Raw genomic sequence first — 26,430 nt, forward strand, 5'->3', positions numbered from 1 at the left:
TCGCCTCCAGGAAAAAATTTATGCTTTCACACGATGCACTTTTGCACCAAGTCGGGTCATTTTTTCATCAAATAGATCATAACCTCGATCAATATAGAAAATGTTTTCTACTTCTGTTTCTCCTTCTGCCATTAGTCCGGCAATCACTAAGGAAGCCGCTGCTCGCAGATCTGTTGCTGTAACCGTGGCGCCCATTAATCGATCGACACCTTCAATAACAGCCATTCGACCTTCTACTTTTATATTAGCGCCCATTTTTTTCAGTTGTTCCACATGTTTGAACCTTCCTTCAAAAATGGTTTCTGTTACAATGCCAATACCTTTAGCAACGGTTAACAGGGAACTCATAGGCTGTTGTAAATCTGTAGGAAATCCTGGATATACCAGGGTTTTAATGCTAACATTTTTCAGACCCTTGGAAGCGTCTACCCGTACACATAGAGATTCATCTTCTTCGGTTATTTGCACGCCCATTTCCCGGAGTTTGGCAATAACAGACTCCAGGTGTTTTGGAATTACTTTATTGATTACTACATCTCCACCAGTAGCGGCGGCGGCAATCATATAGGTTCCTGCTTCTATCTGATCCGGAATAACCGTGTGATGGCATCCGCCCACTTCCGGAACCCCATTGATCTTAATAACATCCGTTCCTGCACCTCGCACATCAGCACCCATGCCATTAAGGAAGTTAGCAACATCAACAATATGTGGTTCTTTGGCAGCGTTTTCGATAACGGTTCTTCCCTCAGCCCGAATAGCCGCCAACATAATATTAATCGTCGCACCTACACTAACAACGTCCAGGTATATTTCTGTTCCGATCAGCCTTTCTGCTTCTACAGAAATAATGCCATGTTCAATGGCCACTTTTGCTCCTAAGGCTTCAAATCCTTTGATATGTTGGTCAATCGGCCGAACACCAATGTCACAGCCACCTGGATAGGCTACCTTGGCTCTTTTGAAACGTCCTAAGGCAGCTCCTAGTAAGTAATAAGATGCTCTTAAATTTTTTGCCATATCATGATCGGCATAGCATTCTGTCATGCCGGTGGTGTCAATGTTAACGGAATGTGAGCCGTTGTCCGGATCTTGTCCGTTTCGCTCTACTTTTGCTCCCATGTCTTCCAGAATTTGTGTGAGAATAGTGATATCGCTAATGCCTGGCAAATTATCAATAACGCATGGTCCACCGGCGGCTACTGTTGCCGGTATAATGGCTACGGCTGCATTCTTAAATCCGCTGATATCTACCTGACCTTTTAATCTTACGCCACCTTGAATGACTAGTTTTTCCTTTTCCATATAGTACCTGACATAAATGCCAGTTATTCACCACCCTTAGTAATAGAATCTTGCTTGTATTTGGATGTTTTTACAAAAAACGGCTTCTTCCTGAACACACCTGGCTTCTTCCGAATATAAAAAAACCACGGATGTACAGGTTTAATGACAGTGTTTCTCAGTCGTCTTTCACCTTTAAAAACTATCATGTTGACTTTATGCTATTTTGCCTTACTTGTCAAGTTTTCTTTATATTTTACAATCTTTCTGACGATTTTTCCACACAAAAAACACGACCTTTTTGATCGTGTTTTTTGATGCGCTTTTTTTCACTTGCTTCTCTTTTCTAGCGTTTACTGGTATACCCTGTCTTTTGACCGATTTTTCATCCTTTTTTCTTTTTAACAAATTTTTTTCAGAAGCACTCTCGAAGTTTCTCGAAAATTTTCTTAGAATGCTTCCTGATAAAATGTTTTTCCATCTTTTAATACAATTTTCCATGCAGGTACGGCCGTACCAGACTCTACCGGATCCCCTTCGGCGATTGGTTTTTGATGTAAGGGGAAATAATAGCCCGGCAGAATGTCTGTAATAATAGCCGGCGTATCTGCCGAGTGGTGTTGCTGAATTTGGTGTACGGTTCTGAGCAGTGCTTCCGGAGCTGAAATCATGGTGTGGGTGGTTCCGTCTCCGATACTTCGCATGTTTTCCAGCAATAAGGCTTCCACGGCTACGATTCCTCTTTGACCGATATAGATATGCACAAAGCTTTCTCCAATAAATCGATTTTGATAGGTTTGTTGATACACTAGTTTATGCAGGGGTTCATCCTGATACTCTGGTTCCATGCCAAAATAAATTTGTTCTAGCCGTAATCCTTCTGGATCCAGATGGTGGGTTTGCAGAAATGTTTCTCCCATCTCCATCAGTTTTTCTTCGTCAAAATTGGTCAACATCCGTCCCTTTTCTTTATTTTCATAAATTAGTATTTTTTCTTCTAAAACCGTAACACGGCCTTTGTGATTTTCGTAGGTATGGAGATCTACCCGCAAGGCATCTTCTCCCAGAAATTGATAGGCTGTTTCCTGCAAAGGAAAAAACCGATACTCTACTGTAACCGAGTTTAGCGAAGGGGCAAACATAGGCAGTGCCGTTCTTAATTCGATCTGTTGTTCCTGTAGAAATTCGATGGTTTGTGTGGCGTATTGATCACTGATGCCGGCGGATTCTTCTGGCTGGTTTCCACCGTAAAGCACGCTCAATAAAAAGATGTTGGTAATCAGGAACGCCGCAATCAGTATGTTCTTTGCTTTTGTCCAATCCATGCTATCCCCTCCGGAGATATAAGGTTTTAGCCTGCGAAGGTTAGCATCCTGTTATGGTTCCCGATTTAACCAGATTCCTTCGTGGGCGTCAAAATAATATTTTTCTCCATCAATCGTCATTCGCCATGCGGGAATTAGCATCTGCCGACGGTGCGTGTCTTTTCTGTCCCAGTAAACCAATACCACGTCTTCAATTCGACGAAGCAGCTCATCGCCACTGATAGTATTTTCTTGTCCTCTTTCTTCCTCTTCCCCAGTTTCATCCTTTTCCAAGACGATTCGGTTTTCCAAATCTTCCAGCAGGGCATTAAAATGATCTTCGATCAGCCGATGCGGTGAAATAATGCCACCTTCCGGCCTTACTTCCGGCATTCCCATCACCTGCCGTGTCATCGCCCGGTACCGGCTCACCGAATCTCCAAAGACTTCTATGATGATGGGGCTTGAAAGGTTTTGTCGTTTTTGTTCCACAGAAAATCCTTGGATGTGATAGCCAAAAGCAAACCGAAACCCTCGGTTACCATTTTCTTCAATAGGAGTAACTTCCTGTAAATAAGCGCCTTCTGGAAAGCCTTCATTTCGAAGGATAAATTCCAGGGCTATGTTGAAAGCTCTGTTCAAATTGGTTCCGGATTCATTTCCTGTCTCGGCCGTATATTCCAAGCGGCCAGTTTTTGAAACTCGAACCTCCTGCTGTCCATAGCCGTACATATAGATATGGCTCCCGGTAGTTTCCCGGATCATTTTTACAAAATCAAAGTTTTCGTCAAAAAAACTTCTTACTTTTTCATGAAGCCTACTTTCATTGCCGGTGTCCATCGTGCTTTCCACAAAAATCCGTGGTACATTTTTTTCATAGCTAAGGGGTAGCAACACATCGTTTTCCACATAAGTGAATAAAGGATAGTATTTCACATAGGAACTGAAGGATTTTTCTTCCAGCATTGTCACAAAATCCGGCCAAGGGATTTCCTCCGGCATGTCTTCCAAGGTTAACTGGTAGTAGGTACCTTCCGCATCCATCAGATAGATTGTCTGTTGTTCTCTCGCAGGAATCAGTATTTTTTGGATTGAATGAAGGTTTTGGGTAATGTCATTATCCATGGATCCAAACATAGCCGCTGGTAAAGAAGCCGGCATTCCCTGACCAAAATGGAACTCCAGATTTCTGGCAGAAAAGGCCTGGAAATAAGTTTCCTCAGGCACCACTTGAACGTCTAGTTCCTGAGTAAAAAAATGAGCCAAAAGTTTTTTGCCGGCTTCCCAGTAAGGGGGCAAATTCCGATGATCGATATGAGTATGGTGTGAGTTATTGACGCCTCCGCCAAAACCTAGCACTAAACGGTCTGGTTGCAACACAGCTCTTCGAGTTTCTTCCAAAAGCTCTTCGCTTACTTCAAAATAAGAAGCCTCTGTTTGTAATAACTCCAGAGGCGAACGGAACCAGACTCGCTGGGTCAGCATGATGCTGGTGATAATCAGAAATACCAGCAACAGGCTTTTCAGTTTTTCTTTGTTCATAACGGGTCACTCCATCCGGGTTAGCGCCCCATGTTTATTAGTCGTTTCATAATATCCGTTGTACTGGATTCACGCACATCCCGTGTTACTTCTTCTTTCATTTCTTCTCGATCTTTTACGGTGATAATCCGTTCTACGGTTGGTAAAGCTTCTTCCTTCAGGCTTCCGGAAAAAATCAGTTTGTTTTTTCCTTTTTTCAGCTCAACCCCATCAACCCATCCCCGTTGTAATGCGCCAATTTCAAACTCCATTGGCTCGTACAAGGGTAGGTAGTTTTCTTCTTCTTCCAGTAAACTAGCGTTATGATAAACTTCCAGTGTCACAAGACTTCCTTCCGGCGCTTTAAAAGAAATCATTGGATTTCGCCGACTGGTGGTGACATCTCGAAGCGGTTGAACTACTTCAATAATATCTTCTTCCAGCTCAGCTTCTTCCTCCAGATTAGGTTGGTTCTCTGGAAGAAGATCGTCTTCCGTAGCAAAAACAGAAGTTGTTTGTATACTTATCAATAACAGTGCCAATAAACCGGTCACTAATAATTTTTTCATAGGAACTCCTCCACATTATTTCTTAAAACCATTATACAAAAAAAATATTACAGGAGTATTACAGCCCAGTTAAGATAGGATGACACCTTTTCCATCTGTTTCTAGGCCTGTTTCTAGGCCTGTTTCCAGGATTGTTTCTACGTCCTTTCCTCTTAGAGGAAACCGCATAATCACTCGTGTTCCCTTGTCTTCACGGCTGTATAAATGAAGGGTTCCACCATGAGCTTCCATAATCTGCTGGGCAATAGAGAGTCCCAAACCGGTTCCTCCCTGCTCCCGCGATCGAGCTTTGTCGACCCGGTAAAACCGTTCAAAGACTCTGGGTAAGTCCTGACTGGGAATACCAATGCCGTTGTCCTGAATGGTCAATGCAGCGGATTCATTTTCTTTTTGTAAATATACCCGGATTTCGCCTTCTTCCGGCGTGTATTTAATCGCATTACTAAGGATATTCAAAATTACCTGTTCAATAGCGTCTTCATCTCCATTGGTCAGGATCATTTCTTCCGGTGGCTGATACACCAACTGTTGATTCTTGGATTTTATGGTATGCTCCATGGTGGTCAGAGTTTTTTGGGTCAACTCAGACAAATGAATTGGTTGCTGTTCCCACTTAGTTTGTTGAAAGTCCATATTAGACAATTGTAATAAATCCCTTACTAGCCGGGCCATACGGTCGGCTTCGCTGTCAATAACGCTTAAAAACTGTTGTTGCATTTCCGGATCATCCACACCGCCCTCCAGCATGGTTTCTGTATAGCTTTTAATGGTAGTAAGAGGTGTTTTCAGTTCGTGAGAAACATTGGCAACAAACTCTTTACGGATCGTTTCCAGTTTTTCATGTTCTGTTATATCCTGCAATAAGAAGATCAATCCTTCCATTTCTTCTTCTTCATTACGATAAGGGGCATAGCTGGCTCTTATTTTTCTCCCGTCTCTCATGGCCAAAATTTCGCTTCCACTCCATCCGCTGGGATCTCCCTGAAAATCTTTGAGACAGAGCGCTGGGCTGGACGCATGAAAAATTTCGTCAAACACCATCTGCTGGCTTTGTTTCCGATCCAGCGACAGCATAGAAAGAGCTCTGGGGTTAATATGCACCAAATTCCCTTCCATAGAGGTGGCTACTACCCCATCCGCCATATAGGTCAGAATGGCATCTAATTTTTGTTTTTCGTTAGAAATTTCCTGCAGAGATGTTTTAAGTCTTGCCGTAAGGTAATTAAACATGCTGGCCAACTGACCGATTTCATCGTTGGATTTTACTTCCACCACCTGATTAAAATCACCACTGGCCATTTTGGATGCTTTGGAAGTAACATCCCGAATCGGTCCGGTAATACTGGCGGCAATAAAATAGCCTAAAACAATGGTTACCATCAACGCCACTACGGTAGACTGAACCAGAATAATACGTGACTGATAAAGGGTTTGATAAATATCGCCTAAATCCCGCCGGACATAGATCACACCTGAAATACGACTGGCTTCATCATAAAGAGGAAAGGCCATATTCTTAGAACGAACGCTTTGTTGCCCGCTACTCACCATATCTTTTTCCATTTCTTCTCCGTTAAAGGCTCCCAGGATCAGCTCTGGTTCCAGAATATGAGTAGCGTTTTTATTTCGATGTGCCGGATTTGTACTGGCTACAATCTTAAAATTGCTGTCTTTTTCCACAATGTAGATTTCCATCCCTACCCGTTCATACAAACCAATGGTTTCCTGGGCTTCATCCTGCTGTTCTTCCCAGTCCATGTTTTGAAGGGTAGCTGCGACACTATTGGAAACCTGCATGATATTGTTTCGTTCCACGCCCAGATGATAGCTTTCAAATTGTTGTATAATAAAAACACCCACAATTACCATGGCGATAAAAATGAGTAAAAAGTAGATGGTTATCATCTTGATGCGAATGCTTTTGAACATACTAAGGCCTCCTGAAATAGTATCCAACGCCTCGTTTGGTCATAATAAACTGTGGACTTCCAGCGTCGTCTTCCACTTTCTCCCGAAGACGTCGAACGGTTACATCTACGGTTCGAATATCTCCGTAATATTCATATCCCCACACTTCTTTCAAGAGTTGTTCTCTGGTAAATACCTGATCTGGCTGTACGGCCAGAAAGCGCAGCAGTTCAAACTCACGAATGGTTAGTTCCAGAACCGTGCTGTCTTTTTTCACTTCATACTTGGATAAATCGATGCTTAGATGGCCGGCTTCAATCCGATTGCTACCACTACCACTTTCTGTCCCGACACTTCGCCGTAAATTGGCTTTTACTCTGGCAAGCAGTTCGCGCATCCCAAAGGGTTTTGTAATATAATCATCGGCTCCCATTTCCAGACCCAGCACTTTGTCCACTTCTTCTTCCTTAGCCGTCAGCATAATAATGGGCATGGTGTGATGTTCCCGCAATTTCCGACATACCTGAAAACCATCGAGTTTAGGCAACATCAGATCCAGTAAGATAAGATCCGGTTTTGCCTGTGCCACTTTTTCCAGAGCTTCCTCGCCATCGTAGGCAACTTCTGTATGGTATCCGTCTTTCTCCAGATTAAACTTAACAATATCGGATATTTTCTTTTCATCTTCCACTATTAATACGGTGGTTTTCATCTTTTCTCTTCCTTTCAATAAAAGAATCTACTTGATAAACAAATCTGCTTAGTAACAGAATCTACTTAGTAACAGCCTTTACTTCCTAACAAGGTTTATCTGATGGACGATCTTTTTCTTATCATACCAGAAAGCACTGCGTATGGAAAGCAGCCATGAAAAAAGAGAGTTTCGGAAAACCATCCGAAACTCTCTTTTTATCTTTTAATACCGAACATATCCCATAGGGTTAACGGGGGTTCCATTTTTGCGAACTTCAAAATGAAGATGTGGACCTGTGCTTCTACCCGTATTACCTACCGTGCCAATCAACTGATCTTTATGCACCCGCTCGCCACTGGAAACAGAGATACGGTCCATATGAGCGTAATAAGTTTGATACCCATTTTCATGGTCAATAATAACCAATCGCCCATAGGCGCCTCTAGATCCGGCATGAGACACTCTTCCCGCATCTGCCGCTTTAATCGGTGTTCCGGTAGAGTTCGCAATATCGATCCCTGTATGCCTTCTTCCTCCACGCATACCGAAGGGTGATGTCAATCGACCGGTGGTCGGGTTAATAAAGGTACCTGTCGCCATAGTAGCCGGTCTTTCTTTTGTTCCGACCGCTACCACCCTTGTAACCGGTTCTGCATGAATCTTTTCTTCTATGATTTCCCGATCGGCAACCTTGCCATTTTTTTCGGTGATATAAGCTTGAATATCCCGTTTACCTTCTTGCCCCTGTACCGTAATACGGCGGTCACCTTCATACATCGAATCGGTTTCTACATCTTCCGTTTCAAATGGAATTTCTTCTGTTTGTTCCACATAATAACGACTGGTCACTGTCAGATATGGTTTGGGAACAATAAGGTTGATTTCCTGACCAATACTCAGTAATTCCACGTTAATCTCCGGATTTGCTTCGGCAATTTCATCAACGGTCATTTCGTTACGCTGAGCGATCACCCAACTGCTGTCGCCCGGTTCTACCGTGTAGACTTTTTCTTCATCCGTTCCGGTGCGTATAAACTGTAATGCATCTTCCAACCGGCGGATTTCCGATAGTTGAGCCGGTTTTTCCACAACCTCAACGGCCTCTAAAAAATCCACTTCCAAATATTCAATATCATCCTTCAGATAAGGTTCCTGGATTTTTGCCAGTAGTTTGTTGGCGTCCTCTTTGGTACGCAACGTAACCAAGGCTTCTCCCTCCACTTGGATTTCAATCGCCTGTACCTGTTGTCCTAACTGGGATTTAATCCCACTGACCAAAGCCTCTTGGGAGCTTAACTCCCGATCTCTTGCTTTTACTTCCACCCATTCCTGATCTTCCGGTATGTAGGCTTTCATATCATACAACCGACGCATTTCCTGTTGTAATGCATCAATGGCTTCTTTCAGCTCTTCCTCTTGTCGGACAGTTCCGATCAAATCGCCTTCCATATATATCTCATAAGCTCTCAGTGATTCCTGATACTGATGATAAGCTACTACAGAAGTTATCATCACCACGGTTGCCGCACCCATTGCCATTATTTTTTGTTTTTGTTCCTTATTTCGAGACTGCCAATAGATAAGTGTCTTTTCTTTTAGTGCCATGGTTTTCTGTTGAAGCTTTGCCGCCCATGGCTTTATTTCCTGTTTTATTTCTCCCACATTTCTTTTCACATTGACAGCTGTTTCTTTTGTCTGTAATGCTGTTTTCTGACCATATTTATATAAAAAAGTTTTTGCTTTTTGGTATAACTGAGCCGTATCAATCTTACCTGGCTGCTGATCTTTCATTGTTTTATCCCCTCCCAGTGAATCTGGATGCTACCAAATGCTGATCATCTATGGCACTCTTTCAGCCAATGGAGGTCCTATCTTTTTGTCAACTTACCGTTTCACATTATATCCCACTAAAGACCTATAAATCAATACGGAACGCATGTTCGCACCGTTTTAACGTTGAAATTTCAACCTTTCTATTTCTGCCCCCCTTTTCAAAAAATCTTGTTCTCTCACCCATTTTTCTCTTTTTCCACTATGTTATAATAGAACTATAGGAAAAAACCTATTTTTTTCTGTGATCCGATAGGTTTTCAAAGGAAAGAGAAGAAACAAAGGACGGTGAAAGCAAATGGCTTTTTATATAGAAAATCTACCTGTTGATTTAGGGGACACCTCTGTTGAAAACATTTATCTGGACCTTTATATGCCAACAGCTCCCGGTGATTATGTAAAAGTATACCTGCTAGGATACCGGTATGCCCAATTAGGCGAAGAAGCTAAAAAGTTTTCTCATCAAAATCTGGCCAATAATTTGAATATGAGTGTGAAAGAAGTCTTAGCCGCCTGGGACTATTGGGAAGAAAGGAATGTCATTCAAAAGAAATGGCATCCAGGCTCCGGCGTTTCAGCGGATCGAGAATCCGGACCTGCTTCTTCTTCCTTTGATGTTGTTTTTACTTCTTTAAAACAACTTCATCTGGAAGAACTCCATTATGCAGAAAAAAAACCTTCCGGATCTTCAGCAGTTCCCTACGATCCACCAGAAGAACCGGAACCTGTTTATGCTGCATCTCCCACCGATGTCATCGCCGCAACCCGTGACCCGGCTTTAAGAGATCTGTTTTCAGAGCTGAATAAAATTATGCAGCGTCCTTTGGTACCAAATGAACATATGGAAGTTATTCAATGGATTCAGCATTATAATATCGAGCCAGAAGTTGTCCGCCAAGCTTTTCTCTATGCGGTTGAACAGCGTGAAGTCCGTAGTGTCCGGTATGTGGGTGGTATTATTCGGAACTGGCAGGATCAGGGACTGAGAGATCCCAAAGCCTTAGCCCAGCATTTGGATCGTCAGGGAGACCGGTACCGAATGTATGATCAGGTATTTCGTGAGCTAGGTTTCTTTAACCGGATGCCTACTCAGGCAGAAGCCAAACTAATGGATCAGTGGCTGGATCAATACCATTTCAATATGGAAATGATCTTAAAAGCTTGTAGCTATACCATCCAGACATCCCGCCCCAGCATTAAATACATTCATGGCATTTTAAGTCGATGGTATCAGGAGGGTATTAAGGATATCAAGTCTTTGGAAGCTCATGAAGCCCTTAAAGCTACTTCCCGTAAAACGGCTCCAAAAGAACCTAAAAAGACCCAGTTTCATTTGTCAGACAGCCGGGGAAAGGACTATTCCAATGAAGATCTGGAAGAAATTCTTCTGGGACGGAAACGATATCAAAAAACCAGGGAGGATTCTGAATGAAGCGCTCTACCATGATCCGAGACATTAAGATGAATTATGAAAAAAAACGACTTCGGGCTCATCGAAAACAAGAAGAAAAACGAAACGCTATTTATGATTCTGTACCGGAGCTGGAAGAAATCAATGGACAGATTACCCGACTGGGCCTTTCTGTCAGTCGTGCTTTATTGGCTGGCAAGTCTCAACAACAGGTTTTATCACGCTTGCAATCAGAGATGAACCAATTAAAGGAAAGAAAGCAAACCTTGCTCCAAGAGCTTGGGTTAAGCGAGCAGGATTTACAACCGGAATATGACTGCTCTGACTGTCAGGACCGAGGCATTTTGGAAAGCGGAAAACATTGCCATTGCTATCAACAAGAACTGATTAACCGTGCCTATGCCATGTCCAACTTGTCCGGTATTTTGGAAAAAGAAAACTTTCGAAATTTCCGGTTGGATCTGTTTTCTGATAAAGCTTTTCCGGAGGAAAAAAGTTCTCCCCGAGAAAATATGATGCATATTTTGCAACGTTGCGAAGGCTTTGTTTTTAACTTTGATGCAACGACGAACCTTGATAAACCCAATTTATTGTTTTATGGAGCTACAGGCCTGGGAAAAACCTTTATGGCTAACTGTATTGCCAAAGGCTTACTAGATCGGGGAAAAATCGTGATTTATCAAACTGCCTATCAGCTCATTTCCCTCCTGGAAAAGCATCAGTTCCAGGAAAAACAAGATCCTCAGACCATACGGTTACTTTCCACCTGTGACCTTTTGATATTAGATGACTTGGGTACGGAGTTAACCAATAGTTTTACCAATAGCCAGCTTTTCCAACTGGTTAACACCCGTCATCTGGAAGGTACCCGTACCTTGATCTCTACTAATTTAACCCCGAAGGAATTAATGCTTCGATATGACGATCGGATCTGTTCCCGTTTATTTGCCTACTATGATTTTATTAAATTCTTTGGCAACGATTTGCGTTGGCAACCGAAATAAAAAAAGGCCCATGGGCCTTTTTTAGGTTGGTCTCTTATGAAAGGTTTTATGTTTCATCCTTTGATTTTTCTTATATCATTACTTCTCTTACAATGGTCTGGTCACGATCCGGACCGACAGAAATCATTTTTACCGGAACACCGGTTATTTCTTCCACTGCCTCTACATAGGCTTTTGCCTCCTGAGGCAGATCCTCGTACTCTTGGATCCCTGTAATATCTGTTTTCCACCCTTTTAACTTACGGTAGACAGGACGACACTGTGCCAATTTTTCAAGATTGGCAGGAAAATCTTGGGTTTCTTCGCCTTCTATTTCATAGGCTGTACAAATTTGAATTTCATCAAACTGATCTAAAACATCCATCAGCATCAAAGTAATACCTGTCAAACCATTCACCCGAACAGCGTATTTCATGATGACACCGTCCAGCCAGCCACACCTTCTCGGTCTGCCGGTGGTGCTTCCAAACTCATGGCCTTTTTCACGAATGGCTTCGCCAATGTCGTTATCCTGTTCTGTCGGGAAGGGTCCCTTTCCCACTCGGGTACTATAGGCTTTGACAACGCCAAGAATTTCATCCAGGGCATTAGGGCCGATACCTGAGCCGATGCAGAAACCAGCAGAGGTAGGATGAGAAGAAGTAACGTAGGGGTAGGTGCCTAAATCCACATCCAGCAATGTTCCCTGTGCCCCTTCAAACAAGACTTTTTTATTGTTTTTCAGTGCATCATAAAGCAATACCGTGGTATCCGTTATGTATTCTTTTAAGTGAGCACTATACTGACAATAGGTTTCAAATACTTTATGAGGATCAAAACCTTCTGAATGATAGATCTTTTTCAGTAGTTCATTCTTTTTTTCTACCTGTTGATAAATCAAGGTTTCTAATCTTTCGATATTCAATAAATCGCCAACCCGGATACCGGATCGCTGTATTTTATCCATGTAGCAAGGACCTATTCCTCGTCTTGTGGTTCCAATTTCCTGATCTTTACGAGCTTCTTCTTCCAGTTCATCGATTTTTTTATGATAAGGAAAGATCATATGAGCTCGTTCATCAATGCGAATGGTGCTAATGTCCACATTCTGATTTTTAAGGGTTTCTACTTCCTGTAAAAATCCTTCCGGATCAAAGGCTACCCCGTTGCCAATAATGTTAAGAGTTCCTTCATAAAGCACTCCTGAAGGCATCAGGTGAAAGGTGTATTTCTTATCACCTACGACAACGGTATGTCCCGCATTGTTCCCTCCCTGAGCTCTTACAACCACATCGGCATGACCTGCCAGATAGTCAATCAGCTTCCCTTTTCCCTCATCGCCCCATTGAGCGCCAATAATCGCTGTAGATGACATCTTCTTTACTCACTCCTTATTCCTTCTTACCTCTTTTATGGTGTTAAGGCTAGGTTTATCGTACCACATGCCTGAAAAAGCGTCAATGGAAGCGTCTTCATTATCGCCATTAGCAAAGCCCGCCTTACGACGGGCTTGACCAACACTATCTACGCTTCAGCTTTTTCCAAATATTCGTTCAGTTCAGATACTAGCTTGGATACATCAATGCCATGAACCTGACCGGCATCAGCAATGCTTTCCATGGTAGCACCAGGGCATCCCAGGCAGGCAAGGCCATGTTTCATAAAGATAGGCGCCACTCCCGGATCCATGTTTAAGACATCCATAATTGTCATGCTTTCATTTACTTTTGACATTCTATCCCTCCTTAGACGAAAAGTCGCCCTAAATCCATACAAAATCTATCAGAATTATTGTACCATGGAACGCTTTTACTGACAACCAGCATCTGATTTCTTACATATATTTTGAAGCGTCCACAAATTTTTGAAACTGTCCTAGCCAAACCATTTCAACGGTTCCAGTTTCTCCGTGCCGATGTTTTGCCATAATAATTTCGGCCAGGTTTTGTTGTTCGCTTTCTTCATCGTAATAGGCTTCCCGGTAGAGGAAGATTACCACGTCGGCATCCTGCTCGATCGCACCGGATTCTCTTAAATCCGAAAGAATCGGTTTATGATCCGCCCGTTGCTCAGGAGCACGTGAAAGCTGGGACAAAGCAATGACCGGACAATCCAGTTCTTTTGCCATAATCTTAAGATTTCTGGAGATGGCCGATATTTCCTGCTGCCGGTTTTCAGTGCGTCCATCTCCCTGCATTAGCTGCAAATAGTCAATGAGAACCAGATCCAGCCCCTTTTCCATTTTTAGTCGCCGGGCCTTTGAACGCATCTGTGTCACCGAAATGCCGGCAGAATCATCAAAAAAGATCTTCGCTGCCGATAATGGAACCATGGCCTGAGCAATGCGACCCCATTCTTCGTCGTTGAGCTGACCACTCTGGATTTTTCCCAGATCTACCATCGATTCAGCTGCCAACATTCGTAGAATCAATTGTTCCTTCGACATTTCCAAGCTAAAAATAGCCACAGCCGCATCGGATTTTAAGGCAGCGTTCTGAGCAAGGTTCAGAGCAAAGGCTGACTTACCCATGGCCGGACGTGCCGCTACCAGAATTAAGTCGGAAGCATGAAGGCCGTTAAGTTTGTTGTCAATGTCTAAAAATCCGGTACTAAGTCCGGTGACAGCTTGCTTGTTTTCATAGCGGGCTTCAATTTCGTCAAAAGCTTCACTGACCACTTCCTGAATGCTGGTAAATCCTTGCCGATATTGTTTTTGTGTAATATCATAAATATTTTTCTGCGCCTGCTCCAGTAGTTCCTGTACGTTAACGTCTGGCCGGTATCCCTGCTCCGCAATTTCTCTGGAAGAGCTGATAAGCCTTCTCAATACCGCTTTTTCTTCTACTATTTTGGCATAGTATTCCACATTGATGGTTAAGGGTACTGACGTTGTAAGGCTGGTGATATAAGGAATACCACCAATCGCCGCTAAGGTTTCTCTTTTTTTTAATTCTTCCGTAAGGGTCAGCATATCCACCGGTTCGTCTCGCTGAAAGATATTCGCGGAAGCTTCAAAAAGCTCTCGATGGGCTTCTTTATAGAAATCCTCCGGCAACAACATTTCCAGTGAGACAAAAACAGCTTCCCGATCCAGCAACATGGCTCCCAGTACCGATTGTTCTGCTTCTACGCTATGAGGCGGTACCTGCATCATTTCCCTAAAATCTTCCATCAAGCCACCTCTCCTGTCTTCGTTTACTCAGCTTGTACCTTTACGTTCATACTGGCACTGACATTAGGATATACCTTTACTTCCACCACCGTATCCCCTAAATTTTTAATAGGATCTGAAAGGTTAATTTTGCGTTTATCTATTTTGATTTTATGCTGTTTTTGTAAGGCTTCTGCAATTTCTTTGTTGGTTACCGATCCAAACAAGCGACCACCTTCTCCGGCTTTGGTCTTCATAGTTACCGTTACTTTTTCGATGCGTTCTTTTAGCTCTTCTGCCGCTTGCCGTTCTTCTGCTTTTCGTTTTTCCTGGGCTTTTTTTTGTTGTTCTACGGTATGAACATTGCCATCATTGGCATAAATAGCCATTTTTTTAGGAATTAAAAAGTTACGGGCATACCCATCACTCGCATTAACAATTTCCCCTTTTTTGCCTAGTCCTTTAACATCCTGCTGTAAAATTACTTTCATCCTTCATCTTCCTCCTCTTCTTCTTCCAAAACTTCTGTAATGGCTTGAACCAGTTTTGTTTTTGCTTCTTCAATCTCAATATTTTCCAGCTGAGCTCCGGCCACGGTCATATGACCACCGCCACCCAGTTTTTCTAAAATGACCTGCACATTCACATCTCCCAAAGAGCGACCGCTGATAAAGATTTGACCGTTGGGATCATTGCCTAAGACAAAGGATGCCTTAGCTCCCCGTATATTCAGCATAATATCTGCCGCCTGTGCCGCCACCAGATTCGCCCTTTCAGACACATCCTCACTGATGGCAATGGCGATTTTATCTAAAATAATCTCTGCTTTTTTGACTACTTCTGCTCGAGAAACAATCGATTGCAAATCGTCCTGGAACATTTGCCGTACTAAGGTAGTGTCGGCACCGGCCCGTCTAAGGTAGGAGGCCGCCTCAAAAGTTCTGACTCCGGTTTTGAAGGTAAAGTTTTTGGTGTCCAGGGCAATTCCTGCCATCAGCGCTTCTGCTTCCAGGCTTTCTAAATGAAGTTTTTCTTCCATATAATGAATGATTTCTGTTACCATTTCACTGGTAGAGGAAGCATAGGTTTCATGGTAGGTCAGAATTGGGTTTTCGATAAAATCTGTGCTGCGCCGATGATGATCGATCAACACAATTTTGCTTCCTTCTTTTAACAGCTCCGGACATTCTGTATAAATGGGGCGATGAGTATCCACCACCACTACCAAGGTGTTTTTGCTTCCTTGTATCTTTTGTGCTTCCTGACCGTCAATCATAGCTTTTTGATACTCGGGGATTTTCATCATTCGCTGGTATAGCACTTCGATGGACGGATTGCTTTCTTTTAACACAATATGTGCTGTCTTTTTCCGGTTTCTGGCCGCCCGATAAATGCCCAGCGCTGCTCCTAAAGCGTCCAAATCCGAATTTTTATGCCCCATTACCAGGACAACTTCTGCCTGATCCATTAGCTGACGCAGGCCATAAGCAATCACGCGGGCTTTTACCTTTGTCCTTTTTTCAACAGCTTTGCTTTTGCCGCCATAAAATTTGATATCGTCATTCTTTTTCACCGCTACCTGATCACCACCACGACCCAGGCATAAATCTTTTGCTGTATTGGCATAGGCCATGCATTCCTGATAATCTTTTCCCATAGTGCCCACGCCAATGCTTAAGGTAGGAGGAATGGAATTCCCCAGTTGAATGTCTCTGACATCATCCAGTATTTCAAACCGTTTGGTTTCCTGGCTTTCCAGATACTGATGTTCAAAGATAAGAATGTATTTATCCTGTTCGTACTTTCTTGCCAATCCTTTTAGCTGAGAAGCCCATACCTGCATCCGATGATCAATATCGGCTGAAACTCTGGGGCGGTTCGCATCATCCGTACTTTTCATTACTTCATCATAATTATCTACCTGTGCCAGGGCTACCACCAGTTTTTCCTGGTTGTACCTTCGCTTTAAGTTTTCATAAAGGGTGTATTCAATCCAGTATAACAGGATCCGGTAATCTTCGCCCTGCCTTTTTTCTTCTTTCACCACATTAAAGAGGACTTTAAAAGATCGTTTATCAACGGCGGCATGCCAAAACTCCGGAGTGTCTTTTCGCATCATTGCCCGCAAATCAAAGTTTTTTACCAGATCATGAATGTTTCGCTCCAACAAATCCGTGGATTGGACAATCCCCGAAAACTTTTGATTATACCAGGTAATGGTTCCGTCAATATCCACCATGGTCAGTGGAATGGGCATGTTTAAGATGGACTGTTTGGTGGCCGAATCGATATCCGAAGACAGCCGTTCAATATATTCAGCCCATTCCTTTTTTTTCATATTGCTAATCTTAAGGTTATAGTACAGGAGATAGGCCAGCAAAAAAACACCTACCACTCCTATTGATCGGTTGTAATATCCGATCAGCAGAATCAGGACGGTGATAATAATCATATAGATCCGGGTATCTGGAGTCAGTATTTGAAGTAATCGGTTTTTTTTCTTCATAAGCGACGCTCCCTGCTGAATTGCTATTGATCATGAATAGCCATTGTTTACTTTTACCCGCAAGCTGGTTTCTTTAACCTGTTTTCCTAAGGAAGCTTATTTAGAAGATGAGATTTTTCGAAAATTTATCATCGATTCTAACAGGCCCAGCATGGCAATCACTGTGATGATCGGACTAATAATGACTAAGGACAATAGGACAACAATTCGAAGCCATTTAGGCACTCGTGTCCGTTTGATCCAGAAGCTGATCACGGATAAGCCTTGCATAAAAAACACCATCACAATCAGCAAGACGGTATTGGCCACCATGCCTTCTGTATGGAGCCAGTCTGCATAACTGGTAAGCCAGGAAAGCATCAATACCAAAAAAGATCCCATCACCACATGACCCGGAAGTTTGAACCGGCTGAATTCTGGCAATTCCTGCTGATAGCTATGGCTTCGCCGAAGTACGGCAACCGTCAGGTAATAGTTGATAAAAGCGCCAAAAAGAGCCTGCACCATAATAAGTCCTGGAATGATCAGCAACACATATTGAATCATTTCTTCCGCTGTTGCCGGATCAATGCTTAACTGTTGTAAAGAATCTATTTGTTGTTGAAACAGGTTTTCAAACATTTGGCCCAGTTCCAGTGTTAGTTGGATGCCTGTCGCTAAACCTATCAGATAGATAAGCAGAAAGGTAGCCGCTGCTGACGCAAAAGCGCCGGCAAAAATAATTTCATGAGGATGCTTTTCTTTCCGAATCCAGGCTCCCATCACAATGGCCAAAGGTCCAAAGATAACAAAAATAAGTAGGCTGTAAAGAATGCCTGTCAATACTCCAATAAGCAAGACGGTCACCAATAAAGAAAAAAAAGCGTATCGGGTAGACCGGCGGGCGGCCAATACCAGAAATGGTACTGGAATCAGTACCATTAAGATAGACAGGACGGGAATATAGACGGTTCCCAACACAAAAATGGTTGTTAACGTAGCTATCATGGCGGCTTCTATCATGGCTTTCTGTCGATCTCTTTGTTCCACAAAATTCGCTCCCTAATTGAAGGATACTGCTTTTTATTGCCTTTTCTCCGTAGAGTAGCTAAAAATAATGCTGCTCTTGGACAGAATTTCTTCTACATTGTAAAGAACTACCAGTAATTTCACGGTTTCTTCCACAGATAAAGGGACAGCAGTTTCCTGATTTTTTATCTTTCTTTTGATTGCATTGGCACGTGCTTCAATTTCTTCCAATCGCTGACTAAGGGCATCGTCTCCCTTTTCCAGGTCTTTTTCTACGTCGGTTAATTCTTCATAGACCGACACCAGCTCTTTCTCCATTGGTTGCATAATGCTAAGGGAAACCCCTTTTTCCACAATGCCCATCAGGTTTTGTAAATGCTGATGCATTTCAGAAATTAGTTTGTATACCAGCATGACTTCTTTCATGCTCATTTCTCCATGCACCTTGATTTTTTCTTCTTTTTCCTGCAATTCAACCAGTTTTTTAATTTCTTCCTGCCCTTCTTCAATACGATCTAATTCCTCTTGTAATTCATCTACCGAAATGCTTTTCCGGCGCATCAGTACCCCTAACATCTGGTTCTGGCTTTTGATGATGGCCGGAGCTTCTTTTCGAATTTCTGCCAGTACTTGCTGGTCGTAGGTAGGTGGCATAAAAAAGTAATTGACTACCAATGCAATGCCAATCCCCAGCCCTGTATCAAAAAGACGGCTTAAGGCATATTCTACTGCGCCATCTCCAGCTTCCATAAAAACGGCTACAAAAACAATACAACTAATAACAACAGCTTCGGGCGTTTTAATCAGAATCATCAACCGGATCAGCAACAAAATAGCGATCCCGGCTAAAATAGGATGCGGCGGTAGCCAAATTGCCAGCAGCATTCCAAAAAGGGCTCCAACGGCAGTTCCCAGCATTCGGTTCCGGCCGACTACCCAAGAATCAGAAATGGTCGCTTGCATCCCTATCAGGGCGGCAATGGTAACAAAAAAGGGACTTTCCAGATTTAGCACCGCTACAGCAAAAAGACCAATCGTAACGGCAATACTGGTTTTAATCGTTCGTAATCCAATTTTCATAGCGTTTTTCGACCCTCCATGGCTTTTAAAAGCGTCACTTCATCCACATATTCCAGATCGCCGCCCACCGGAATTCCGTAACCAATGCGTGTTACTTTAATTCCCATGGGCTTAAAAAGCCGAGCCAGGTACATTGCCGTGGCTTCCCCTTCGATGGTGGGGTTGGTGGCTAAAATAATTTCTTCCACTGGTTCAGCACCCACCCGTTCCACCAGTTCTTTTACTTTTATATCCTCCGGGCCTATTCCGTCCAAAGGTGAAATGGCTCCATGTAGGACGTGATACAAGCCTTTATATTCTCTGGTTTTTTCCATCGCCACCACATCTCTGGGATCCTCCACCACACAGATGGTTGTCGCATCTCTTTTGGGATTGTTACATAGAGAGCAGGTTTCTGTATCGGTAAAATTAGCGCAATGGGCACAGTATCGAATGTTCTTCTTTGCTTCTATAATCGCTTTTGCCAATTGTGTTACCTCTTTGCCATCCATACTGATGACGTGAAAAGCCAGGCGCTGTGCCGTTTTACGACCAATGCCCGGCAGTTTGCTGAAGGCTTCTATTAAACCAGCAATCGGCGTTGTAAACTCCTGCATTTATTTCTCCCCGCTTCTCTTTTTTTACTTCCAGGATGCTTTGTTTTACAAACCTGGTGGCATTCCCATGCCGCCGGTCAGTTTTCCCATTTCCCGGCTTACCGTTTCGTCTGCAGTACGAAGGGCTTCGTTCACCGCGGCCATAATCAGATCTTCCAACATTTCCACATCGTCTTCATCTACGGCTTCCGGTTTAATATTGATTGATTTTACTTCCTTTTTACCGGTAACCGTCACATTAACGGCTCCGCCACCAACAGTTGCCTCAAATTCACGGGTTTCCAACTCTTCCTGCAGTTCAGCCATTTTCTTTTGCATTTGTTGTGCCTGTTTCATCATTGCGTTCATGTTCGGCATACCGCCGCCTGCACCGCCAAATTTTCGTTTACTCATTTCTATCGGTCACTCCTTTTATTGATTTCATTATTTGTATTTTCCATTATACCATATTGACAAAATCTAGTAATCCCTCTTACTCTTCTTCCACGATTTCCAGGATGTTTTCCGGCACTGCTTCCTTTAATTTTTCGATGGTCTGTTCCTGTTGCTGCCGAGCTGATTGTTTATTGTCTTCTAGCAACTGCAGTTTGATCCGCAAGGATTTGCCTGTTTTGTCCTTTAATAAACGGGACAAATAGGATTTAATATCTTCCCGATCCAATTTATTACAATGAAAGCTGTGCTCCTGATCAAAGCCTAAAACGGCAACTTCTCCTTCAATGGCGATTATTTTCCCTTCTCTTGCCATCGCCTGGATGGATGCCTTTTTATCCAATCTAATCTGTTCCAACACCTCCGGCCATTGTTGCCGTACCAATTCCAATAGATCCTCGGAGCTCCCTTTGGTAGGGGAAGGCTGTTGCGTTGGTGCAAGCGATGGTGCCGCGGCCGGCTTTTTTTTCGGAGAAGGCTTGGCTTCACCTTTAGGCTTTTGAACAGGTTGAACCGTCTCAGGAGGGGGGGCAACCTGGGCAGAGGGTGCCGATGGTGCTGCTTTAGGAGCCGGGGAGGCTAAGGCAATCATGCCGCTTTCCAGCAGTATATAAGGTTGAGCTGACTTTTTCATTGAAAATTCTATGTCGGCCATTTTTCGAATCATTTCTGTAATACCCCTGGTTTCAAAGGCAGCAGCTTGCTGAACCAGCTTTTCTCTTTTGGTTTCCGGCATGGCTTCCCACCCTTCTATTTTTGCGTTAAGGGAAGCCATCATTAGCCACCGAAAGTGTTTCATCAGCTCTGTCAGCAGTTGTTTCATATCTTTTCCTTCCAGATATAGTTGCTGGAGTAGTTCGGCTACTTTTAGCGGTTTCTGGTGAGCAATATGGTCCGTCATCTGAAAAAGCAGATCTTCGTTAATGCTTCCCAGCACTTCAATCACATGCTCATAACTCAGTTGTCCCGGATGATAGGCAATGCATTGATCTAAAATACTGAGGGCATCCCGCAGGGCTCCTTCACCGTTAATAGCTACGGTGGTAAGCGCGCCGTCATCACAATCCATGTCTAAAGAACGACAGATAATCTCCAAACGTTTTTTTATTTCTTCCATTGAAAGTGGTTTGAAATTAAACCGTAAGCATCGGGATAACACCGTGGGTGGAATTTTATGCAATTCCGTTGTGGCTAAAATAAAGACCACATGCGGTGGCGGTTCTTCTAGGGTTTTCAGTAATGCATTAAAAGCTCCGGAACTCAGCATATGCACCTCGTCGATGATATAAACTTTGTACTTGCCTTTTACCGGCGGGTATTTCACACTTTCACGAATTTCACGAATATGATCTACTCCGTTGTTTGATGCGGCATCAATCTCCAGAACGTCCATCACCTGGTCTGAAAGAATGCCCCGGCAAACTTCGCATACGTTACAGGGGTTTCCATCATAAGGATCCAAACAATTAATGGCCCGGGCAAAGATCTTTGCCGTTGACGTTTTACCCGTGCCTCGAATACCAGAAAAAAGGTAGGCATGCGAAATTGAATCGGCTGCAATCTGGTTTTTTAGTGTTTGAACAATATAGGCTTGTCCCATCACTTCTTCAAAAACTTCTGGTCTCCACTTACGGTAAAGCGCTTTGTAACTCACAGTATTTCACCACCTTCATTGATTTGAACCTGAGCAAAGCTTTCCGGACTTCCGAAAACGCTTGGCATTAAATTGTTTAACCAGGGTAACAGCGCTGATTGTCGCAGGGCTTCGGCCACAGCCCCCTGGGCATTAGCCGCTGCAAAGGGAGTCAGTAAAATCGTAATGACCCATATAAGGATCAGCCCTCGAATCAATCCGGCAGCCAAACCAGCCATTCGATTTGCCATGTTTAACACCGGGAGTTTGAAAAATCCGTTGATCAGCAGACCGGCTAAATAAACCAGCTGCTTGACAACGATAAAAACCAGCAGAAAGGAGAAGCAGGAAATCAAAAAATGGAGTAGGGCTTCTGTTGCCTGGGCCAACACCCAATCATCCGCCAGTTCCATCGCACTTTCCAGTCCATTGAATTCCGTATAATCCGGTATCCAGTCCAGCACCACCGATGGTACCGGTAATTGCTGCCATAATGCTTGTATATTTTCTTCGGCCAAATGGTTTACTTCCGGTCTTTCCCAACGAGCTTTTAAGTATCCATAAACCCATTCCCGGATAGAGCCGATCAGAAAAGGAGAGTTGATCCATCTCTCTGTCACCAGATGACTATATTGACTGGCACTCCAATACCCAACCATATAACTGACTAAGCTGGCGATGGTAAGGATTAATCCTCGAGCATATCCCCGAAAAAGATTCCAGCCCAAAATGGCGATCATCATGATATCTATCCAATTCATCTTCATTACCTCATTTCATAGAACAATAATTCTCCTCTGGTTTGCAACACAATCAAGTTATTTTCCAGAACAAAGCCTTTTTCGATGTCTCTGGAAAGCTGATGTTCTGCGATGAGATCTAATCGATTATTAAACACCTTCAGCTCTCTTGCATTATATACTAAAATCGATGAAGCGTTGACATCCATGCCTGAAATATTCATGGCTATTTCTTTTTCCCGACTGTCTTTTCCATCAGCGGAAAGGTATCGTAGCCGACTCTGCATTTCTTCTTCTTGCCGATGAACCAGAATCCAAGCTTCTCCATTATGGCTTTTTAGGTAAAATGGGTCGATCGGTTGTTCCGCCACCACTTCTCTTTCTTTTGTCATTACCTGTAGTTGGTCATCCATCAAAATCGATAAATTGCGGCCTTCTTGCGCCAGCCCAAAAATAAGTTGCCGGGGAAAGGACCAAGAAGAAACCAATACCCCATGAAGGTCGTACATGGTCAGCACGGATTCATAGCCATCTGTCCCGACTTCCAGAAAACTTAGAAGCACACGGTCTCTTGATGAGTCCAGGGAGCTTGACAGCAGATGGGCGTCAGGCAAAATCATGCTTCCCATCACCCGCCCCTGAGGATCGAACACAGAAAAAGCCACCAGCCCATCTTCTTCTGGATGTTGTGCTAGAAGATGATGATCCTGATCACTAATCATCCACTGAATTGGTCGATTCACAGCCTGCTGATAAAGCATATGTCCTTCTTCATTCATGGATAACAGATAGCGGGGTGATTTTTCCAGGATCGATACCCGCTCTTTGTTTTGTGCCGCTACATGATCCATGTTTTCAGTCCCCAGAGTCCAGTCGTATTGGCTCTCTCCATGGAAGTAGCGGATTTCTGCATTTCTTAACAACATAATCCCTTCAGAAAAAGAAAGGATTTCCCAATTTCCGCTGTAAGGAATGGCCACTTCCCGATATAAAAACATTTCCTGATCGCCAGCCAAGATATGACGCTGTAAGTATCGAATGGTCCAGGGACTGCTTAATAACAGCATCACAAAAACAATCAACATAAATCCAAAGAGTCTTTTCCGAAACTTTCTTTTTACTTTCAAAAAAAAACCTCCCGGTTTTTTTAGTCTTTCGGTATCATGAAGGCTAGTTTGCCCATTACCAGGTTAACATCCAACTGGACGGCTTCATAAATTTCTCCATCCATGTTCATGGCACAAACCTTTTCCTTCACCTTTAGCCTTACCTGTTTTGTCTGTACATAAATGATTTCCTGAAAGGATACATGCTTTCCCAGAAATACACTAGGGAACAACAGCAATAATTTCCATGGGCTTAAGGGCTTCAGAAGACAGACATCCAGTTTTCCGTCGTACAGGCTGGCTCTGGGGCATATTTTCATGCCACCACCATAGTAGGCACCGTTGCCTATGGCCACCAAAACGCCTTCTCCTTTGTATTCTCCATGATCCCAGATTACCTCATAGGAATACCGCTTCATCCTTCGTACCTGCCGAATCAAAGCCGCCGTATAAACTAAAGCGCCAGGGTATCGGCCTTTCCAAAGGTTTGCCTGGTTGGCGATGGCGGCATCTAAACCGGTGCTATAAATGTTTAAAAACCGGTGTTGGTTCACTTCCCCATAATCCACCATGCTGCATTTGCCTTCGATCATGGTTTCGGTTGCTTTTTTCCAATTATCAATGGTCAGCATCCGACAAAAATCATTACCGGTACCTGCCGGTATTACGGCCAGTGGATACGCTCCCGGTGTCATGCCGTTTAAGACTTCGTTATAAGTTCCATCTCCACCGATCATACCCAACACCTTAACGGTTTCTGGCGCCAGGCTTTTTGCCATCTCTCTGGCATCACCGGCTTTTTCCGTAAAATAGAAATGAGCTTCTATCCCTCGGCTTTCCAGGTATTTCTGCACCTTTTTTTGTACAGAAAGGCCTTTTCCATTACCGGCATTGGGATTCACAATGACATGGTAGGCTTTCACGCCTGAGCCTCTTGCCGTTGATGCTTTTCTCTGGCAATACGGATCGCCTCCACTTCTTCAACCGAAAGGTGCTGTTCTGAAACACCACGCTTTACTTCCTTGGCGTAACTACTGGATTCATACCGACCATGAATGCCAGTTAACACTACCCCGTTCATGCGATCGTCCAGAATTGCAATAGAATAACTAAGGCTGCTGCCAATATCGTCAAAGGCATTAAAGCGGACAATACCCACTCGTTGAACACAATCCTTCAACTGTTCTTCAATGGCTTCCATTCTGCCTTGATTTTCTTCTGCTGTTTTGTGATGAGCTTCCATTGCCTTTTGCTGGTCCAACATGATGGTTTCAATGTTTTGCCCTTCTGCCCCTTTCATTAACTGCTTAAACTTTTTTTTGAAGGCTATCAAATTAATCCATAGTAGGATCACTATCATCGAAAGTATCAGAATAGCAACAAGGCTTACTCCCAGATACATCTCTACTTGATGGCCAATCATTTGATTCCAGTTTATCATCGATCCTTTCTCCTTTGCCTCTTTCCTTATTTTCCCCTTACTTATTTCAGAAGTCCAAATTTATTTCAGAAATCCAAGGCTAGCTGTTGTACTGCCGCCAGGGCTTGATCTATCTCTTCTTTCGTTGTAAAGTAACCCGGGCTAAAGCGAATGGCTCCTGCCGGATAAGTTCCGACGGTCTTATGAGCCAACGGTGCGCAGTGTAGACCGGCTCTTGCTGAAATGCCGTACAACTGATCCAGTAAATAATTTAATTGGGTCTGATCCAGATCCCGGAGGGTAAATAGTTGTACCGCTCCTTGTTGCCGGACATCCTCCGGTCCGTAAAGCCTTACTCCTTTGATGACCGAAAGGCCTTCTTTTAAACGCTGGATATGGTTCCGCTCTTTCTCCTGAACCGCCGAAACTGTTTCTCTCAATAAAAAATCCACCCCAGCCTGAAGTCCTGCCAATCCATGGGCATTTTGCGTGCCACTTTCATAACGATCCGGAACAGTCATCGGTTGATAAAGGTTTTCTGACTGACTGCCGGTACCGCCTTGCTTCATTTCTTGCAGCAAAACCCCTTCTTTAAGGTATAAAAAACCCGTTCCCTGAGGACCTAATAAGGCTTTATGCCCCGGCGCTGCCAATAAATCCGGGTCCATCTGATGAATGCTGTAATCAATACTTCCCGTGGACTGAGATGCATCCACCAAGGATAAAATTCCTTTATGCCTTGCCAAAGCAATAATGGACTCTACGGGCTGGATCGTGCCCGTTACATTGGAGCAGTGGGTTACGATCAGCATTTTGGTGTTAGGTTGTAGTGCTTCTTCAAAGTCTTTTGCCTGCACCATGCCTTTTGCGTCTGCCTCCAGAATCTTTACTTCTACGCCAGACTCTTTCAATGCTTCTAGCGGCCTCAGGACAGAATTATGTTCCATTGAAGTCGTCATCACATGATCACCCGGTTTTAATATTCCTTTAATGGCCAGATTAAGAGAATCCGTTGCATTGCTGGTAAAAATAATTCTTAAGGGATCTGTTACACCCAACAACGTGGCCAATTTATGCCGCGTTTCATACATGACCCGACTCGCCGCCAATCCTCCCTGATGCTCGGAGCGTCCAGGATTTCCTCCGACGCTTTCCATCTGCCGAAGGACGGCTTCTATGACTGTTTTCGGTTTAGGGTAGCTGGTAGCTGCGTTGTCTAAATAGACCATTTACCTCACTCTTTTCTTTACCTAT

General features: G+C 43.5%; 24 protein-coding genes. 2 read left to right on the plus strand and 22 right to left on the minus strand.

The features are described from left to right. Positions 1 to 18 precede the first annotated feature (18 nt). The 7 genes from BLV55_RS12435 to BLV55_RS12470 all read right to left on the minus strand — a co-directional run bounded on the left by BLV55_RS12435 (position 19) and on the right by BLV55_RS12470 (position 9,071). Positions 19 to 1,305 (minus strand): UDP-N-acetylglucosamine 1-carboxyvinyltransferase, encoded by a 1,287-nt coding sequence (locus BLV55_RS12435; protein ID WP_093314929.1) that lies wholly within the window; start codon positions 1,303 to 1,305, stop codon positions 19 to 21. A gap of 428 nt (positions 1,306 to 1,733) precedes the next feature. Then, positions 1,734 to 2,609: a two-component system regulatory protein YycI gene (gene yycI, locus BLV55_RS12445; protein ID WP_093314933.1), complete on the minus strand. Its 876-nt coding sequence runs from the start codon at positions 2,607 to 2,609 to the stop codon at positions 1,734 to 1,736. 51 nt (positions 2,610 to 2,660) lie between these two features. Next, the gene (yycH, locus tag BLV55_RS12450; RefSeq protein WP_093314935.1) at positions 2,661 to 4,130 is read right to left on the minus strand and encodes a two-component system activity regulator YycH; all 1,470 of its coding nucleotides are present in this window, start codon (positions 4,128 to 4,130) and stop codon (positions 2,661 to 2,663) included. A gap of 20 nt (positions 4,131 to 4,150) precedes the next feature. Then, the gene (locus BLV55_RS12455; RefSeq protein WP_093314937.1) at positions 4,151 to 4,678 is read right to left on the minus strand and encodes a hypothetical protein; all 528 of its coding nucleotides are present in this window, start codon (positions 4,676 to 4,678) and stop codon (positions 4,151 to 4,153) included. Positions 4,679 to 4,747: 69 nt separating this feature from the next. Next, positions 4,748 to 6,607 carry a HAMP domain-containing sensor histidine kinase gene (locus tag BLV55_RS12460; RefSeq protein ID WP_093314939.1) on the minus strand — a complete coding sequence of 620 codons (1,860 nt, stop codon included), beginning with the start codon at positions 6,605 to 6,607 and terminating at the stop codon, positions 4,748 to 4,750. Between the two features lies 1 nt (position 6,608). Beyond that, complete coding sequence (locus BLV55_RS12465; protein WP_093314941.1) at positions 6,609 to 7,298, minus strand: response regulator; 690 nt, start codon at positions 7,296 to 7,298, stop codon at positions 6,609 to 6,611. 204 nt (positions 7,299 to 7,502) lie between these two features. Then, positions 7,503 to 9,071 carry a LysM peptidoglycan-binding domain-containing M23 family metallopeptidase gene (locus BLV55_RS12470; protein WP_093314943.1) on the minus strand — a complete coding sequence of 523 codons (1,569 nt, stop codon included), beginning with the start codon at positions 9,069 to 9,071 and terminating at the stop codon, positions 7,503 to 7,505. Between the two features lie 337 nt (positions 9,072 to 9,408). Here BLV55_RS12470 and BLV55_RS12475 point away from each other — a divergent pair, with 337 nt between their 5' ends. Next, complete coding sequence (locus tag BLV55_RS12475; RefSeq protein WP_093314945.1) at positions 9,409 to 10,542, plus strand: DnaD domain-containing protein; 1,134 nt, start codon at positions 9,409 to 9,411, stop codon at positions 10,540 to 10,542. Then, positions 10,539 to 11,525 (plus strand): ATP-binding protein, encoded by a 987-nt coding sequence (locus tag BLV55_RS12480; RefSeq protein WP_093314947.1) that lies wholly within the window; start codon positions 10,539 to 10,541, stop codon positions 11,523 to 11,525. The genes BLV55_RS12475 and BLV55_RS12480 overlap by 4 nt, the downstream gene beginning before the upstream one ends. A 70-nt stretch (positions 11,526 to 11,595) precedes the next feature. Here the strand turns inward: BLV55_RS12480 and BLV55_RS12485 are convergent, their stop codons facing one another. The 15 genes from BLV55_RS12485 to BLV55_RS12555 form a co-directional block, all read right to left on the minus strand. Then, positions 11,596 to 12,879, minus strand: a complete 1,284-nt coding sequence (locus BLV55_RS12485) for an adenylosuccinate synthase (protein ID WP_093314949.1) — start codon at positions 12,877 to 12,879, stop codon at positions 11,596 to 11,598. A 149-nt stretch (positions 12,880 to 13,028) separates the two neighbouring features. Then, the gene (locus BLV55_RS12490) at positions 13,029 to 13,238 is read right to left on the minus strand and encodes a DUF1858 domain-containing protein (RefSeq protein ID WP_093314951.1); all 210 of its coding nucleotides are present in this window, start codon (positions 13,236 to 13,238) and stop codon (positions 13,029 to 13,031) included. A 100-nt stretch (positions 13,239 to 13,338) separates the two neighbouring features. Continuing rightward, positions 13,339 to 14,676, minus strand: coding sequence for a replicative DNA helicase (dnaB, locus tag BLV55_RS12495; RefSeq protein ID WP_093314953.1), 1,338 nt, complete (start codon positions 14,674 to 14,676; stop codon positions 13,339 to 13,341). 23 nt (positions 14,677 to 14,699) lie between these two features. Beyond that, entirely contained in the window at positions 14,700 to 15,146 is a 447-nt protein-coding gene (gene rplI / locus BLV55_RS12500; protein ID WP_093314955.1) for a 50S ribosomal protein L9, read from the minus strand. After that, complete coding sequence (locus BLV55_RS12505) at positions 15,143 to 17,161, minus strand: DHH family phosphoesterase (RefSeq protein ID WP_093314957.1); 2,019 nt, start codon at positions 17,159 to 17,161, stop codon at positions 15,143 to 15,145. Before BLV55_RS12505 ends, rplI begins: the two co-directional genes overlap by 4 nt. A 96-nt stretch (positions 17,162 to 17,257) precedes the next feature. Continuing rightward, positions 17,258 to 18,190 carry a YybS family protein gene (locus BLV55_RS12510; RefSeq protein ID WP_093314959.1) on the minus strand — a complete coding sequence of 311 codons (933 nt, stop codon included), beginning with the start codon at positions 18,188 to 18,190 and terminating at the stop codon, positions 17,258 to 17,260. A 33-nt stretch (positions 18,191 to 18,223) separates the two neighbouring features. Further along, positions 18,224 to 19,249: an aromatic acid exporter family protein gene (locus BLV55_RS12515; protein WP_093314961.1), complete on the minus strand. Its 1,026-nt coding sequence runs from the start codon at positions 19,247 to 19,249 to the stop codon at positions 18,224 to 18,226. Then, positions 19,246 to 19,845, minus strand: coding sequence for a recombination mediator RecR (gene recR / locus BLV55_RS12520; RefSeq protein ID WP_093314963.1), 600 nt, complete (start codon positions 19,843 to 19,845; stop codon positions 19,246 to 19,248). Before recR ends, BLV55_RS12515 begins: the two co-directional genes overlap by 4 nt. A 45-nt stretch (positions 19,846 to 19,890) precedes the next feature. Then, positions 19,891 to 20,238: a YbaB/EbfC family nucleoid-associated protein gene (locus tag BLV55_RS12525; protein ID WP_093314965.1), complete on the minus strand. Its 348-nt coding sequence runs from the start codon at positions 20,236 to 20,238 to the stop codon at positions 19,891 to 19,893. Positions 20,239 to 20,317: 79 nt separating this feature from the next. Continuing rightward, positions 20,318 to 21,931 (minus strand): DNA polymerase III subunit gamma/tau, encoded by a 1,614-nt coding sequence (gene dnaX / locus BLV55_RS12530; RefSeq protein WP_093314967.1) that lies wholly within the window; start codon positions 21,929 to 21,931, stop codon positions 20,318 to 20,320. Then, a complete protein-coding gene (locus tag BLV55_RS12535) occupies positions 21,928 to 22,671 on the minus strand; it encodes a CvpA family protein (RefSeq protein WP_176968408.1) in 744 nt (247 codons plus the stop codon). Before BLV55_RS12535 ends, dnaX begins: the two co-directional genes overlap by 4 nt. A 5-nt stretch (positions 22,672 to 22,676) precedes the next feature. After that, entirely contained in the window at positions 22,677 to 23,777 is a 1,101-nt protein-coding gene (locus BLV55_RS12540; RefSeq protein ID WP_093314971.1) for a DUF5711 family protein, read from the minus strand. A 20-nt stretch (positions 23,778 to 23,797) separates the two neighbouring features. Next, the gene (locus BLV55_RS12545) at positions 23,798 to 24,679 is read right to left on the minus strand and encodes a diacylglycerol/lipid kinase family protein (RefSeq protein WP_093314973.1); all 882 of its coding nucleotides are present in this window, start codon (positions 24,677 to 24,679) and stop codon (positions 23,798 to 23,800) included. Then, positions 24,676 to 25,197, minus strand: a complete 522-nt coding sequence (locus BLV55_RS12550) for a DUF4446 family protein (protein WP_093314975.1) — start codon at positions 25,195 to 25,197, stop codon at positions 24,676 to 24,678. Before BLV55_RS12550 ends, BLV55_RS12545 begins: the two co-directional genes overlap by 4 nt. Positions 25,198 to 25,262: 65 nt before the next feature. Beyond that, a complete protein-coding gene (locus BLV55_RS12555) occupies positions 25,263 to 26,405 on the minus strand; it encodes an aminotransferase class V-fold PLP-dependent enzyme (RefSeq protein WP_093314977.1) in 1,143 nt (380 codons plus the stop codon). Positions 26,406 to 26,430 lie beyond the last annotated feature (25 nt).

Source organism: Tindallia californiensis, from assembly GCF_900107405.1.
Taxonomy (GTDB): Bacteria; Bacillota; Clostridia; order Peptostreptococcales; family Tindalliaceae; genus Tindallia; species Tindallia californiensis.

Bases quoted from the DNA above. Each gene is read 5' to 3' on its own strand.
- BLV55_RS12435 (WP_093314929.1), bottom strand. From the start codon at position 1,305: ATGGAAAAGGAAAAACTAGTCATTCAAGGTGGCGTAAGATTAAAAGGT.
- yycI (WP_093314933.1), bottom strand. From the start codon at position 2,609: ATGGATTGGACAAAAGCAAAGAACATACTGATTGCGGCGTTCCTGATT.
- yycH (WP_093314935.1), bottom strand. From the start codon at position 4,130: ATGAACAAAGAAAAACTGAAAAGCCTGTTGCTGGTATTTCTGATTATC.
- BLV55_RS12455 (WP_093314937.1), bottom strand. From the start codon at position 4,678: ATGAAAAAATTATTAGTGACCGGTTTATTGGCACTGTTATTGATAAGT.
- BLV55_RS12460 (WP_093314939.1), bottom strand. From the start codon at position 6,607: ATGTTCAAAAGCATTCGCATCAAGATGATAACCATCTACTTTTTACTC.
- BLV55_RS12465 (WP_093314941.1), bottom strand. From the start codon at position 7,298: ATGAAAACCACCGTATTAATAGTGGAAGATGAAAAGAAAATATCCGAT.
- BLV55_RS12470 (WP_093314943.1), bottom strand. From the start codon at position 9,071: ATGAAAGATCAGCAGCCAGGTAAGATTGATACGGCTCAGTTATACCAA.
- BLV55_RS12475 (WP_093314945.1), top strand. From the start codon at position 9,409: ATGGCTTTTTATATAGAAAATCTACCTGTTGATTTAGGGGACACCTCT.
- BLV55_RS12480 (WP_093314947.1), top strand. From the start codon at position 10,539: ATGAAGCGCTCTACCATGATCCGAGACATTAAGATGAATTATGAAAAA.
- BLV55_RS12485 (WP_093314949.1), bottom strand. From the start codon at position 12,879: ATGTCATCTACAGCGATTATTGGCGCTCAATGGGGCGATGAGGGAAAA.
- BLV55_RS12490 (WP_093314951.1), bottom strand. From the start codon at position 13,238: ATGTCAAAAGTAAATGAAAGCATGACAATTATGGATGTCTTAAACATG.
- dnaB (WP_093314953.1), bottom strand. From the start codon at position 14,676: ATGGAAGATTTTAGGGAAATGATGCAGGTACCGCCTCATAGCGTAGAA.
- rplI (WP_093314955.1), bottom strand. From the start codon at position 15,146: ATGAAAGTAATTTTACAGCAGGATGTTAAAGGACTAGGCAAAAAAGGG.
- BLV55_RS12505 (WP_093314957.1), bottom strand. From the start codon at position 17,161: ATGAAGAAAAAAAACCGATTACTTCAAATACTGACTCCAGATACCCGG.
- BLV55_RS12515 (WP_093314961.1), bottom strand. From the start codon at position 19,249: ATGAAAATTGGATTACGAACGATTAAAACCAGTATTGCCGTTACGATT.
- recR (WP_093314963.1), bottom strand. From the start codon at position 19,845: ATGCAGGAGTTTACAACGCCGATTGCTGGTTTAATAGAAGCCTTCAGC.
- BLV55_RS12525 (WP_093314965.1), bottom strand. From the start codon at position 20,238: ATGAGTAAACGAAAATTTGGCGGTGCAGGCGGCGGTATGCCGAACATG.
- BLV55_RS12535 (WP_176968408.1), bottom strand. From the start codon at position 22,671: ATGAATTGGATAGATATCATGATGATCGCCATTTTGGGCTGGAATCTT.
- BLV55_RS12550 (WP_093314975.1), bottom strand. From the start codon at position 25,197: ATGATAAACTGGAATCAAATGATTGGCCATCAAGTAGAGATGTATCTG.
- BLV55_RS12555 (WP_093314977.1), bottom strand. From the start codon at position 26,405: ATGGTCTATTTAGACAACGCAGCTACCAGCTACCCTAAACCGAAAACA.